At 58.3% G+C, this 12,828-nt stretch carries 12 protein-coding genes; 10 read left to right on the top strand and 2 right to left on the bottom strand.

The features are described 5' to 3' along the window. Nucleotides 1-3 precede the first annotated feature (3 nt). On the bottom strand, nucleotides 4-1,410 hold the full coding sequence (gene leuC, locus MK208_RS11295) for a 3-isopropylmalate dehydratase large subunit (RefSeq protein WP_294116628.1): 1,407 nt from the start codon (nucleotides 1,408-1,410) through the stop codon (nucleotides 4-6). A 260-nt stretch (nucleotides 1,411-1,670) separates the two neighbouring features. Between leuC and MK208_RS11290 the strand changes: the two genes are divergently transcribed. From MK208_RS11290 to rlmH, 3 genes are all read left to right on the top strand, one after another. After that, nucleotides 1,671-3,095 carry a mechanosensitive ion channel domain-containing protein gene (locus MK208_RS11290; protein WP_294116627.1) on the top strand — a complete coding sequence of 475 codons (1,425 nt, stop codon included), beginning with the start codon at nucleotides 1,671-1,673 and terminating at the stop codon, nucleotides 3,093-3,095. Nucleotides 3,096-3,357: 262 nt separating this feature from the next. Beyond that, the gene (rsfS, locus tag MK208_RS11285; RefSeq protein ID WP_168590911.1) at nucleotides 3,358-3,711 is read left to right on the top strand and encodes a ribosome silencing factor; all 354 of its coding nucleotides are present in this window, start codon (nucleotides 3,358-3,360) and stop codon (nucleotides 3,709-3,711) included. Nucleotides 3,712-3,762: 51 nt separating this feature from the next. Then, entirely contained in the window at nucleotides 3,763-4,233 is a 471-nt protein-coding gene (gene rlmH, locus MK208_RS11280) for a 23S rRNA (pseudouridine(1915)-N(3))-methyltransferase RlmH (RefSeq protein WP_294116755.1), read from the top strand. 110 nt (nucleotides 4,234-4,343) lie between these two features. On the opposite strand, the gene MK208_RS11275 is transcribed toward rlmH, so the two are convergent. Continuing rightward, entirely contained in the window at nucleotides 4,344-5,042 is a 699-nt protein-coding gene (locus MK208_RS11275; RefSeq protein WP_294116626.1) for a DUF599 domain-containing protein, read from the bottom strand. An 84-nt stretch (nucleotides 5,043-5,126) separates the two neighbouring features. On the opposite strand from MK208_RS11275, the gene MK208_RS11270 reads away from it, so the two are divergent. From MK208_RS11270 to MK208_RS11240, 7 genes are all read left to right on the top strand, one after another. Continuing rightward, entirely contained in the window at nucleotides 5,127-6,566 is a 1,440-nt protein-coding gene (locus MK208_RS11270) for an FAD-linked oxidase C-terminal domain-containing protein (protein ID WP_294116625.1), read from the top strand. 77 nt (nucleotides 6,567-6,643) lie between these two features. Next, nucleotides 6,644-7,780, top strand: a complete 1,137-nt coding sequence (locus MK208_RS11265) for an FAD-binding protein (RefSeq protein WP_294116624.1) — start codon at nucleotides 6,644-6,646, stop codon at nucleotides 7,778-7,780. A gap of 4 nt (nucleotides 7,781-7,784) precedes the next feature. Then, nucleotides 7,785-9,107 carry a glycolate oxidase subunit GlcF gene (glcF, locus tag MK208_RS11260; protein ID WP_294116622.1) on the top strand — a complete coding sequence of 441 codons (1,323 nt, stop codon included), beginning with the start codon at nucleotides 7,785-7,787 and terminating at the stop codon, nucleotides 9,105-9,107. 89 nt (nucleotides 9,108-9,196) lie between these two features. Next, nucleotides 9,197-9,985, top strand: a complete 789-nt coding sequence (locus tag MK208_RS11255; protein ID WP_294116621.1) for a trypsin-like serine protease — start codon at nucleotides 9,197-9,199, stop codon at nucleotides 9,983-9,985. A 46-nt stretch (nucleotides 9,986-10,031) separates the two neighbouring features. Further along, nucleotides 10,032-10,832, top strand: coding sequence for a trypsin-like peptidase domain-containing protein (locus MK208_RS11250; protein WP_294116620.1), 801 nt, complete (start codon nucleotides 10,032-10,034; stop codon nucleotides 10,830-10,832). A gap of 135 nt (nucleotides 10,833-10,967) precedes the next feature. Then, on the top strand, nucleotides 10,968-11,441 hold the full coding sequence (locus MK208_RS11245; RefSeq protein ID WP_294116619.1) for an Hsp20 family protein: 474 nt from the start codon (nucleotides 10,968-10,970) through the stop codon (nucleotides 11,439-11,441). 153 nt (nucleotides 11,442-11,594) lie between these two features. Then, nucleotides 11,595-12,797: an MFS transporter gene (locus tag MK208_RS11240; RefSeq protein WP_294116618.1), complete on the top strand. Its 1,203-nt coding sequence runs from the start codon at nucleotides 11,595-11,597 to the stop codon at nucleotides 12,795-12,797. The last annotated feature ends 31 nt before the right edge of the window (nucleotides 12,798-12,828 follow it).

The following is a 12,828-nucleotide window of genomic DNA, read 5'->3' as shown; positions in this document are numbered from 1 at the left end:
TGCCTACATCAGCTCGCGAATGTCAGTGAGCTTGCCGGTGATCGCGGCAGCGGCGGCCATGGCAGGGGACACGAGGTGCGTGCGGCCCTTATAGCCCTGACGGCCTTCGAAGTTGCGGTTCGAGGTGGACGCGCAACGTTCGTTTTCTGACAGTTGATCCGGGTTCATCGCCAGGCACATGGAACACCCAGCCAGACGCCATTCAAAGCCTGCGTCACGGAAGATATCCGCCAGACCTTCTTCTTCCGCTTGCGCCCGCACAAGACCAGAGCCCGGCACGATCATCGCGCGCATGCCCTCTTTGATCTTCTTACCCTTGAGCACTTCTGCGGCGGCGCGCATGTCTTCGATGCGGCCGTTGGTGCAAGAGCCGATGAACACGGTGTCGATTTCGATGTCGGTCAGCTTCTGACCCGGGGTCAGCCCCATATACTCGATTGAGCGACGGGCCGCTTCCACCTTACCACCTTCAAAATCTTCTGGCGCTGGCACCACACCGGTGATCGGCAGCACATCCTCAGGGCTGGTGCCCCAGGTCACCACCGGCTGAATGTCTTCGCCTTTGATGGTGACCACTTTGTCGAAATGCGCGCCTTCGTCGGTGTAGAGCGTCTTCCAATACTCCAGCGCCTGCTCCCATGCGCCAGCTTTTGGCGCATGTGGACGGCCTTTGCAGTAGGCAAAGGTGGTCTCATCTGGCGCGATCAGACCGGCGCGGGCGCCGCCTTCAATCGCCATGTTGCAAACCGTCATGCGACCTTCCATGGACAGATCGCGGATCGCTTCCCCACAGTATTCAATCACATAACCCGTACCACCACCGGTGCCGGTTTCGCCAATCACGGCCAGCGTGATGTCTTTGGCGGTCACGCCCGGCTTGAGTTTGCCAGTGATCTCCACCTTCATGTTTTTGGACTTCTTCTGGATCAGCGTCTGAGTGGCAAGCACGTGCTCCACCTCAGAGGTACCGATACCATGCGCCAGAGAGCCAAAGGCGCCGTGGGTTGCGGTGTGGCTGTCACCACACACCACAGTCATCCCCGGCAGGGTCCAGCCGTTTTCCGGGCCCACAATGTGCACGATGCCCTGACGCACGTCAGACACCGGATAGTAGTGCACACCAAATTCCTTGGCGTTTTTGTCCAGCGCTTCCACCTGTATGCGCGATTCTTCGGTCATCTGCGCCGGATCTTCCCGGCCCATGGTGGTCGGCACGTTGTGGTCCGGCACAGCGATGGTTTTTTCTGGTGCGCGTACCTTGCGGTTTGCCATGCGCAGGCCTTCGAAAGCCTGCGCGCTGGTCACTTCGTGCACGAGGTGACGGTCAATATACAACAGGCAGGTGCCATCGTCGGCTTCATGCGCAACATGGGCATCCCAGATTTTATCATAGAGCGTTTTGGGGGACATCGGTCCTCTCCATTTTGTTTGGATAGCTGAAAATATGGCTGACTAACGGGCACAGCTCAGCTGCGCCAAAAGCTCATAGCGCGGCGATGACGGACTTGGACTGACCAAAGAATCGCCAAGGCAAAAAGGCGCGGTCAGAGATGTCATAGATGCGTTTCATGCTTCTCCCCTACAGGGTTGCGCAGATTCCTTCAAGCAGAAGCACACAATCCGACACACACGCGTTGCCGCAGAGGCAGAGCCCGTGCAAGGATGCATTTATGGCTGAGGAGAACACCACAGAGACCCAAACCACTGGCGACACGCAGGAATCCGAGCTCGACCGCATCGCCGGGGCCGAGCGTGAGGTTGTGGCCGCCCAACCCAGCGAGAGCAACACGCAAACCACCGAAATCGCGCTCAGCATCTGGGATCAGGTGGTGGATTTTGGCGAAAGCCTCCTGCGGCCCTGGGCGTTTTACCAGGTGCTGATTGCGTTGGGGCTGCTCGCACTGGCCTATGCGCTGGCGGCAGTGATCAAACCGCGGTTCTACGCCTGGCTCAAAACCCGCGAGGGTTGGTCCAAGCTGCGCTATCGCTACGCGATGATGGTGCACCGTCGCATGGTGCTGATCGTGTTCAACGGGCTGATCTGGTTCACGGTCTGGGGCATGCGCGCGGTGACCTGGCCCAGTCGGTCTTATCTGTTGGTGGGATTGGCCAATTTGGCGCTGGCCTGGCTGGTGGTGGTGGTGGTTCTGCGGGTGGTGCAGAACACCACTCTGCGCACCTTCCTGCGCTATGGGGCTTGGATTTGGGTCACGCTGGTGCTCACCGGCCTGCGCGACGATGCGGTGCAGCTGATGGACAGCATGGCATTGGTGTTTGGTCAGACTCGCATTTCATTATGGATGATTGCGCAAGCGCTTGTTTTGCTGGGTCTGACCTTTGCCGTCACGCGGCTGCTTTCGCGCCAGGCCGACGCAAGGCTCAAACGCAGCGAAGACATCTCCCCGTCCATGCGGGTGCTGTTTGGCAAGCTGCTGCAAGTCTTTCTCTACACAGCGGCCTTCTTTGTGGGGCTGCGCATCATCGGCTTTGATCTGCAGGGCCTCGCTTTCCTCACCGGCTTCATTGGCGTTGGACTTGGTTTTGGCTTGCAAAAGGTGGTGTCCAATCTGGTCTCCGGCCTGATCATTGTGATGGACAAATCGATCAAACCCGGCGACGTGATTTCGCTGGGCGAGACCTTTGGCTGGATCAACTCGCTGGGCGCGCGCTACATCTCTGTGGTCACGCGCGACGGCAAAGAATTCCTTATTCCCAACGAAGACCTGATCACCAATCAGGTGGTGAACTGGTCGCACTCGGACGCCTATGTGCGGCTCGATATCTTCTTTGGCACCGCTTACGGCGACGATCCGCATCTGGTGCGCAAGGTGGCGGTGGAGGCGGCACAGTCGGTCAAACGAGTGCTGCGCTACCCCAACACGCCGGTCTGTCACATCGTCGGCTTTGGCGACAGCAGCGTGGATTACATCCTGCGCTTCTGGATCGAAGATCCCACCGGCGGGCTGACCAACATTCGCGGCAATGTCTATCTCGCGCTCTGGGATGCCTTCCACGAGCACGGCATTTCGCTGCCCTTCCCACAGCGCGAGGTGCGCATGTTGGAGGGAGAGGACGGGCAGCCTACCCTCCCTTAGGCGCCTTCTCATTCTCTAAGTATCCCGGGGGAGCGCTTGGCTTGGCCAAGCGTGGGGGCTGGCCCCCTCTGCCAAAAACCGCTGAAAACCGCGCCAAACCGGCTGAGAGGCGCGAATCCCCCTTGCCTTTCGTTGAGAAAACCGCCAACCGGTGCTATCTTGAAATTACGCTCGGCACCGGGGCTGACGGGTGCGCTACAAGGAGGACAGACTTCTGTCTCTGAACACTGACGTGGCCAATGCTACTGACACTGGTTCGATTGTGACGTCGGACTCTCCGGATACGACAAGCGAGGCACTGCTTGCCCGTATTCTCACCTCTCTGGATGAAGACAAAGCCGAAGATGTGGTGCAGATCGATCTGCGCGGCAAAACCTCTATTGGCGATTACATGGTGATCTGCTCCGGGCGCTCCTCGCGTCAGGTGACGGCGATTGCTGAAAAGCTGATTGAGCGGCTGAAGTCCGAGTTTGGACGCGGCGCCAAGGTCGAAGGCAAGGACACAGGCGACTGGGTTCTGGTCGATACCGGCGACGTGATCTTGCACATCTTCCGTCCGGAAGTGCGTGAGTTCTACCAGCTCGAAAAGATGTGGGTGCCTGACGGTACCGCATAAGACTTCTGGCGGCCTGCACTGTGCTTGCAGGCCGGAGGGCATGACATGGCACTGAAGGTGCATATCTGCGCCGTGGGAAAGCTGCGGTCTGGTCCCGAGCGCGACCTCCTTGATGACTACCTCACCCGATTTGATCGCACCGGACGGGCCTTGGGCCTGGGTCCGGTAGCAGTGCACGAGGTGGAAGACCGCAAGGGCGGCGGTATGGCGGCTGAAGCCGGTCTGCTCGAAGGTGTGATCCCCAAGGGGGCCGTGATCTGTGCACTGGATGAGCGCGGCAAGCTGATGAGCAGTCCTGAGTTTGCCAATAAGCTGGGTGGCTGGCGCGACGATGGGCGCGGTGATCTGGCCTTTGTGATTGGCGGGGCGGATGGCATTGACCCAAGTTTGCGCGCACGAGCAGACGCCAAGCTGAGCTTTGGTAAAATGGTTTGGCCACACATGCTGGCGCGGGTCATGCTGAGCGAGCAGCTCTATCGTGCCGCCAGCATTTTGGCCGGTGCACCTTACCACCGCGTCTAAATCTCTCTTCATCTTTTGAAATGTTAACCTGGGTGGGTGCTTCGAAAGCGCACCTCCGCAAAACAGTCGTGATACCGACGCAATACCGACGTGGAAATTGACTGGTTAACTCAGCGCGGTTCCTGCAGCAGTGCGGCACGGGATTGGGAGGCAAACTCACGCCGCCCCAGGACAACCACTGTTACCAATACCCCAAGCAGCAGCATCACCGGCCCCAAAAGCCAGGCCGCCGCCGCCAACCCAAAATAGATCGCCCGAATCCCCCGATTAAAACTGCGTGAGGCGGTGATGTTGATGGTGCCCGCCTTCTTCGCACGCGACAGCGCTGTCGGGTCTTTGGCGTCATTTGGCACCGCCGCCATTAGCACCGAACAATAGCCGAAGAGCCTGTGAGACCACACAAATTTCAGAAATGCATTGCCGATAAACAGCAGCACCAGAACCAGTTTGAGTTCCAAGACGGAGGCCGGCTCCGCGGTCTGGGTGAGGTCTTTGGTCACCCCGGCAATTTGGTCGGTATTCCCGATCAATGCCACCAGGCCCCCGATGGCGATCATCGAGGAGGAGGCAAAAAACGCCGTACTTTGCCGCAGATTTCCCATGATCTGCGCATCAAAAACCCGCACCTCCCGTGCCACATAGTGCACCATCCATTCCTGCCGATAAAATGCCATCAGGCGCGACACGGAAGGCCGGTTTTTTGGTGGGTTTTCAATAAGGTGCGTGGTCAGCGCCCAAGCCGATAGGATGGTCAAAACCGCGATGAAATCGAGGGCGGAAAACTGTGCGAGGAGGGTGTCTTTGATCATGATCGCACCCTAACGTGAAGCGGTTGCGCTTGCCAGCCTCGATTATTGGTTATATTAGTTTACCAATTGTAGCGGAGGTCAGCCATGGACATGCCAACCCCAAATCCCGAGGTGCTTGCCAAAAAAGCCCGCATCGTCGCGCGTCTAAAAGAGGTGCTGCCAGCCGATGCCGTGATCTCCGACGAGGTCGAAGTCCGCGCCTATGAGTGCGACGCACTGACCGCCTACCGTTGCCCGCCTTTGGCTGCCGTCTTGCCGGCCTCAACAGAGGAGGTCGCGGCGGTGTTAAAAGTTTGTCATGCCGAGAATGTACCCGTTGTGCCGCGCGGCGCGGGCACCTCTTTGGCGGGCGGTTCCATGCCGACAGCGGATTCCATCATCCTTGGCGTCGCGCGTATGACGGAAGTGCTTGAAACGGATTATGAAAACCGCTTCATCCGCGTGCAAACCGGTCGCACCAATTTGAGCGTGTCCGGCGCCGTGGAGGAAGAAGGGTTCTTCTACGCACCCGATCCTTCCAGCCAGCTGGCCTGTGCGATTGCGGGCAATATTGCAATGAATTCCGGCGGGGCACATTGCCTGAAATATGGCGTGACCACCAACAACCTGATGGGCGTGACCATGGTGACCATGGAGGGTGAGATCGTCGAGATAGGCGGTGCCTATCTGGACGCTGGCGGGTTGGATCTATTGGGCGTGATCTGCGGCAGCGAAGGTCAGCTTGGTGTCGTGACCGAAGCGACCTTGCGGATTTTGCACAAACCAGAAGGCGCGCGGCCTGTGTTGATGGGTTTTGACAGCAACGAAGTGGCGGGCCAGTGCGTGTCCGACATCATCAAGGCAGGTATTTTGCCTGTGGCGATTGAGTTTATGGACCGCCCTTGCATCCGAGCCACCGAAGCTTTCGCTGGTGCTGGCTACCCGGATTGCGAGGCGCTCTTGATTGTCGAGGTCGAAGGCTCTGACGAGGAAATCGACGCGCAGCTGGAACGTATTTTGGCCATTGCGCGGGCGCACAGTCCTGTCGAACTGCGTGAAAGCACCAGTGCAGATGAAAGCGCGCGGATTTGGTTGGGGCGTAAGTCCGCCTTTGGCGCCATGGGGCAGATTAATGACTACATGTGCCTGGACGGAACCATCCCGGTGAGCCAGTTGCCGTATGTACTACGCCGGATTGGAGAGCTGAGCAAAGACTACGGTTTGGATGTGGGCAATGTATTTCATGCAGGCGACGGCAACATGCATCCATTGATCCTGTTTGATGCCAACAAGCCGGGTGATCTGGAAAAATGCGAGGCCTTTGGCGCGGATATTCTGCGGCTTTGTGTCGAAGTTGGCGGTTGTCTGACTGGCGAGCATGGCGTGGGCATTGAGAAGCGGGATTTGATGGTGGATCAATACTTGCCAGAAGATCTGGATATCCAGATGGCGGTGAAAGATGTGTTTGATCCCAAATGGTTGCTGAACCCGGCCAAGGTGTTTCCCTTGGCCTCCAGTGAAGCGCGCCGGATGGCGGCAGAATGACAAGCAGGGAGGGGCCAGACCCTAATGGCAACCAAGTTGCCAATTTATCGCGGATATTTGAAGGCCAAGAGAAAATGATGACACCCTTAACAGAAGCAGAGCTGTCAGATGTGATTGCAGGCGCGAAGGGGCCGTTGCGCATTCAGGGCGGCGGCACGCGAGATATCGGCGCGCCTGTGCAAGGTGAGGTGTTGTCGACCGCTGGCTTGTCAGGCGTAACGCTGTATGAGCCGGGAGCGCTCACCTTGGTGGCCGTGGCGGGTACGCCTCTCGCGGATATAGAGGACACTCTGGCGGTAGAGGGGCAGAGGCTGGCCTTTGAGCCGGTGGATCATCGCGGTTTGCTTGGCACCACCGGCACATCGACCATTGGCGGCGTGGTGGCGGGCAACATCAGCGGACCGCGCCGCATTCAAGTGGGTGCTTGCCGCGACAGCCTGTTGGGGGTTCGGTTTGTCGATGGCGCCGGGCGTGTGTTGAAGAATGGCGGGCGGGTGATGAAAAATGTCACCGGCTATGACTTGGTAAAGCTGATGGCCGGGAGCTGGGGCACGCTGGGCGTGCTGACCGAGGTGAGTCTGAAGGTGCAGGCATTGCCTGAGGCCGTCGGCTGTGTCCTGATCAACGGATTATCGGACGAGGATGCGGTGGCGGCCATGAGTGCGGCGCTTGGGTCGCCATTTGATGTGAGCGGCGCGGCGCATGCGCCGTCCGGTGTGGATGGGCATCCGGTGACAATGATCCGGATTGAGGGGCTGGAGGCTTCTGTGGCCTATCGTGCGGCGAAGTTAACGGACGTCCTGGCCAGGTTTGGCGGTGAGGTGAGTGTTGAGCGCGATGCCGACAAGGTTGCGGTCGGCTGGGCCTGGGTGCGCGATGTGGCGGCGATGCAAGGCGGTGCAGGTGATGTCTGGCGGATTTCTGTCAAGCCAAGCGATGGGCCTGAGGTCGTTGAAAAATTGCGGGCTCTCTATGCAGATCTTCGGGTTTTGTACGATTGGGGCGGAGGATTGGTCTGGGTGCAAGTGCCAGCGGGAACCGATGTGCGTTCGGTGGCTTTTGAAGGGCACGCGACTTTGATCCGGAGCTCGCGTGAGACCCGTGCCTCTTTGCCGGTTTTCCATCCGGAACCGGCGCCGTTGGCGACCTTGTCGCAAGGCTTGCGGGCCAAATTTGATCCGCGCGGCATTTTGAACCCGGGATTGATGGGGTAATTCGATGCAAACCACATTCACCGAAGACCAACTCAAAGATCCGGGTATTCAGCGGGCCAATGAAATCTTGCGCGCTTGTGTTCATTGCGGGTTTTGCACCGCAACGTGCCCGACCTATCAGATGCTGGGCGATGAGCTCGACAGCCCAAGAGGGCGGATTTACCAGATCAAGGATATGCTGGAAAACGAGCGGGTGCCGGACGCCAAAACGGTCAAGCATATTGACCGCTGCCTGAGCTGTTTGGCCTGTATGACCACCTGTCCAAGTGGGGTGCATTACATGCATCTGGTGGATCACGCGCGCGAGTACATTGAAGAGAACTATAGGCGTCCCCTTAGTGATCGGGTTTTGCGCTGGGTGTTGGCACAGATTTTACCATATCCGATGCGGTTCCGTTGGGCCTTGATTGGTGCCAAGCTGGGACGGCCGTTCCGGTTTTTGATGCCGGATGCACGCCTCAAAGCGATGCTGGATATGGCGCCGAAGTCTATTCCGCCGGTCAGTCGAAACGATGATCCGCAGAGTTTTGCACCGGTAACGGAGAAAAAGATGCGGGTGGCTTTGATGACGGGCTGCGCGCAGAAAGCGCTGAACACCAATATCAATGATGCCACCATCCGGCTGTTGACGCGGCTGGGCTGCGAAGTGGTCGTGGCGGAGGGTGCTGGCTGCTGTGGGGCACTGACGCATCACATGGGCAAAACCAGTGAGAGCCATGCGACTGCCGCCAAGAACATCATAGCCTGGTGTGCGGAGATGGATGGCAAAGGGCTGGATGCGATTGTGATCAACACGTCGGGCTGTGGCACTACGGTGAAGGACTACGGGCACATGTTCCGCAATGATGATCTTGCCGCCGACGCAGCGCGGGTGAGTGGCCTTGCGATGGATGTGTCAGAGGTTTTGATGAACTTGGACCTGCCTGATGGGGCGGGTAAGGATACCATAGTGGCCTATCACGCGGCTTGTTCTTTGCAGCATGGCCAGCAAATCAAGACGTATCCCAAGGACCTACTGAAGAAGGCAGGGTTTACGGTTGTTGAGCCCGCAGATAGCCATTTGTGCTGTGGCTCGGCGGGGACCTATAACTTGATGCAGCCGGAGATTTCCGGGCAACTTAAGGCGCGCAAGGTGCGTACACTTGAGGCCAAGAGCCCGGACATCATCGCAGCGGGCAATATCGGTTGCATGATGCAGATTGGCTCGGGCACCGATGTGCCGATTGTCCATACCGTTGAGTTGCTCGATTGGGCGACCGGCGGGCCGCAGCCGCGCGCGTTGACTGAGCCAGGAAAGACTGCACCAGAAATCCCTATCCTGCGTTAATGGATTGATCTTCGCCTTGCCAAGCGTGTGCCCTATTTCTGCCGCAGGGTGCGATTACTTCGGTGGAAACGACGCGTGGAGAGCAGGCTGTGGTGCGACTTTTAACAATTCTGGGTGCAGTCCTTTGGGCGGGCGTGTCCGCAGCCCAGGACACAGCACTTCAACGGTTGGATACCGGCGAGGACAGTCGCGATTGGGGTGCTGTCGGGCGGTTGGAAATTGATGGGCGCGGGTTTTGCACCGGTGCTCTGATTGCGCCGGATCTGGTTCTGACAGCGGCGCATTGCCTTTATGACAAGAGCACTGGCGCGGCCTACGACGTGAAGCAGATCGAGTTCCGCGCCGGGTGGCGCAATGGGCGGGCGGAAGCGTATCGCTCTGTGCGGCGCGCGGTGGTGCATCCGAAATACGCTTATAGCGGCGATGCGCAGATCGAGACTGTGCAGAACGATCTGGCGTTGCTGGAGCTGCATCATCCCATTCGCAACAACCGGATTGCACCGTTTGAAACGTCCACGGATCTGAGAAAAGGGTCAAAAATCGGCGTGGTGTATTATGCGGTTGGACGCGAGGCGGCGCCGTCTTTTCAGGAAGTGTGTCAGGTGATGGGGCGTCAGCGCGGCGTCTATGTGCTGTCTTGCAACATCGATTTTGGCAGCAGCGGGGCGCCGGTTTTTGTGTTTGAGGATGGTGCGGTGCGGATCGCGTCGGTGGTGGCTGCCAAGGCAGAGGTGCGGGGCAGCAAAGTGGCGCTTGGCACAGCGCTGGATCACAGCCTGCCAGAGCTGTTTGCCGCACGTGGGGTGGCGTCCGCGCAAGGGGCAAGAACCTCTCTACAGCAACGCAACAGCACCGGTGCGAAGTTTGTGCGCCCGTAATTTGCGGGTGGGTTTAGGAGGTTATTCCATGCATTTTCCGAGATTTTTGAGTCTGCTTATAGCCGTGCTTTGTGCGGGGCAGGGTATGGCTGGTGAGAGGTTGCAGCCTTTGACCAGTCGTGGCGACCTGCTGGGATGGGAAGCGCTGGGGCGACTGGATATGCGCGGCACAGGCTTTTGCTCCGGTGTTTTGATTGCGCCGGATCAGGTGTTGACCGCCGCCCATTGCGTGTTTGACAGCAATGGCGCGCCGGTGCCGCCGGAACAGATCACTTTTCGATCTGGATATGTCTCTGGTGACGCTCTTGCGGAGCGGCGGGTTGATCGCGTTGTGGTGGATAGTGGCTATCGTGACGCGGGCAATGGCAAGATTAGCACCCGGATGATTCCACACGACGTGGCTTTGTTACGGCTGGAGTCGCCCATTTCCACAGGAGAAGCCGATCCGTTTGCCATTCATGTTGATCCTCAGGAAGGGGAAAAGGTGTCTGTTCTGAGTTACGGCCGTGGCCGAAGTGAGCACCTCTCTTGGCAGCGCGATTGTTCCATTTTGGAGCGCGGTTGGGGCATTTTGACCTTTGATTGCAACGTGACCTTTGGCTCATCAGGCGCGCCGGTTTTTGTGCGCTATGGCAACCGCGTACGGATTTTGTCTGTGGTGTCTGCGACAGGAGACAATGGGGATGGGCAGAAAGTAGCCTTTGGTATGGAACTTCCAGAAGTTGTCGAGCGGCTCAAACATCGGATGCGTGTGGGTGACCGTCCGGCAGTGAAAACCGCCACAGGTGTGACACGCATTCAAGTTGGGACACGCAGCGGCGGCGGCGCAAAATTTGTGAAGCCCTGATGCGCGGGGGTTGAAACCGCATTTTGCCAACATAGGTCTGTATGCGTAAGGCGCCGATGATCGGGTCTTACACATTCATCGCCTGTCCGAATGGAAGGCACCTACATATCGTTGTCGCTCAATGGAGGATAACCCATGCGCACTTTTGATCTGGCTCCGCTGTACCGGTCGACCGTTGGTTTTGATCAGTTGGCAAATATGATGGACCGTGTTCTGTCCAATGACGTCGCCCAGCCGAGCTACCCCCCGTATAACATCGAAAAAACCGCTGATGATGCCTATCGCATTTCGCTGGCTGTGGCTGGTTTTTCGGCCGATGATCTGAATATCGAAGTCAAGCAGAACGCTTTGGTTGTGACCGCCAAGAAAGGCGAAGAGTCTTCGGACAAAACCTATCTGCATCGTGGCATTGCCACCCGCGCGTTTGAGCGCCGCTTCCATTTGGCGGACCATGTGCGTGTGACCGGCGCAAGCCATGAAGACGGCATGCTGCACATCAACCTGGAACGTGAAATCCCCGAGGCGCTGAAGCCGCGCCGGATTGAAATTTCCAGCGGTGCGACCAAAGCCGTTGAGCAGGATGTGGTCGACGCCAAAGCCGTCAACTGACCTCCAAACTTTAACTGACAAACTTCCTTCCCTTGTTGTCAGGCCCATTTGGGCAACGCGCGTTCCGTTTGGAGCGCGCGTTTTTGATTGGTTGTGTTCTTAACCTGTGAAGGGCATGTTGGCCGGACGTTTTCCAACAATCGGGAGTGGCGCGTGAACCTGGGCGCTTTGAAATCCAGAAATTTCCGCGCTTATGTCTTTGGCGCCGCCTTTGGTCTGCTGGCGATCTGGATGCAGCGGGTCACCATTGGCTGGTTGGCCTGGGAGATGACGGACTCCGCCAGCTTTGTTGGTGCGGTGGCGTTTTTGCTGTTTGCGCCGTCGATTGTGCTGTCACCGTTGTTTGGCGTTTGGGTGGACCGCTGGCGCGTGAAACACACGATGTTGGTGTTGCAAAGCATCAATGCGATGTTGAGTGCCGTGCTATGGGCAGTTGTGGCGCTGGGTTGGGCGACACCGTTTTTGATTGCATTGATAACACTTCTGATTGGCATGGTGATTGCTGCCAACCATCCGGTGCGGATGGCGTTGACGCCGAGGCTGGTACGGCGCGAGTACTTGGGATCAGTGGTCACAATTGTGGCCATCAATTTCAACATCGCGCGGATGGTCGGGCCTGCCGTTGGTGGCTTTCTGATCGCTGTTATCGGTGTGGCGGAAACGCTCTTTGTGCAGACGCTGTTGTTTGCGCCCTATCTGTTTGTGATTGCGCGGCTGACCCTAAGACCGCGGCGAGACAGCGGAAGCGCGCAGGAACCCTTTTTCAAGGCATTGGGGGCTGGCGTACGATACGTGTGGCAAACAGAGACGGTGCGCGAGGCGATGTTTATCGCGGGTGTTTTGGCTTTGGTGGCACGGGGCGCGCTGGAAGTTTTGCCACCTCTCGCGGACGGGGTGTTTGAGCGCGGCGCGGACGGGCTTGGCGTGTTGATGAGCGTGACTGGCGTGGGCGCTATTCTTGGTGGCTTCTCGCAAGCGGCGCTGCCGCAGCAAGAGCCAGGGCGGCTGCCGCTGACCACGAGAATAGCGATTGTTTTTGGGTTGATGCTTGTCGCAGTTCTTGGCGTGTCGCCGATCTGGGAAGTGGCCTTGGTGGTGGCCGCAGGGATGTCTTTTGTGACCACGGTGACGGCGATCTCGACACAGACAGCCATTCAACTGGATTTGGAAGATGACATGCGCGGGCGCGTTATGAGCCTGTGGGCGGTGATTGCCGCTGGTGGTTCGGCTTTGGGTGCGGGCGCTATGGGGATTTTGGCCGATTGGCTTGGGTATCAGACCGCATTGGTTTGGACCGGCAGCTTGGCGGCGCTAGGGGTGGCGGCCTATCTTTTGTTGGCTCGGCTCAAAGCGTAAGCCCCGATGCCAAACGGCACCGGGGCTTGCT

This window comes from Shimia sp., from assembly GCF_022448905.1.
In the GTDB taxonomy this organism is placed as follows: domain Bacteria; phylum Pseudomonadota; class Alphaproteobacteria; order Rhodobacterales; family Rhodobacteraceae; genus Shimia.
This window is presented reverse-complemented; position numbering and strand designations above follow the sequence as displayed.

Bases quoted from the DNA above. Each gene is read 5' to 3' on its own strand.
- MK208_RS11245 (WP_294116619.1), top strand. From the start codon at position 10,968: ATGCGCACTTTTGATCTGGCTCCGCTGTACCGGTCGACCGTTGGTTTT.
- MK208_RS11265 (WP_294116624.1), top strand. From the start codon at position 6,644: ATGACACCCTTAACAGAAGCAGAGCTGTCAGATGTGATTGCAGGCGCG.
- glcF (WP_294116622.1), top strand. From the start codon at position 7,785: ATGCAAACCACATTCACCGAAGACCAACTCAAAGATCCGGGTATTCAG.
- MK208_RS11290 (WP_294116627.1), top strand. From the start codon at position 1,671: ATGGCTGAGGAGAACACCACAGAGACCCAAACCACTGGCGACACGCAG.
- leuC (WP_294116628.1), bottom strand. From the start codon at position 1,410: ATGTCCCCCAAAACGCTCTATGATAAAATCTGGGATGCCCATGTTGCG.
- MK208_RS11270 (WP_294116625.1), top strand. From the start codon at position 5,127: ATGGACATGCCAACCCCAAATCCCGAGGTGCTTGCCAAAAAAGCCCGC.
- MK208_RS11275 (WP_294116626.1), bottom strand. From the start codon at position 5,042: ATGATCAAAGACACCCTCCTCGCACAGTTTTCCGCCCTCGATTTCATC.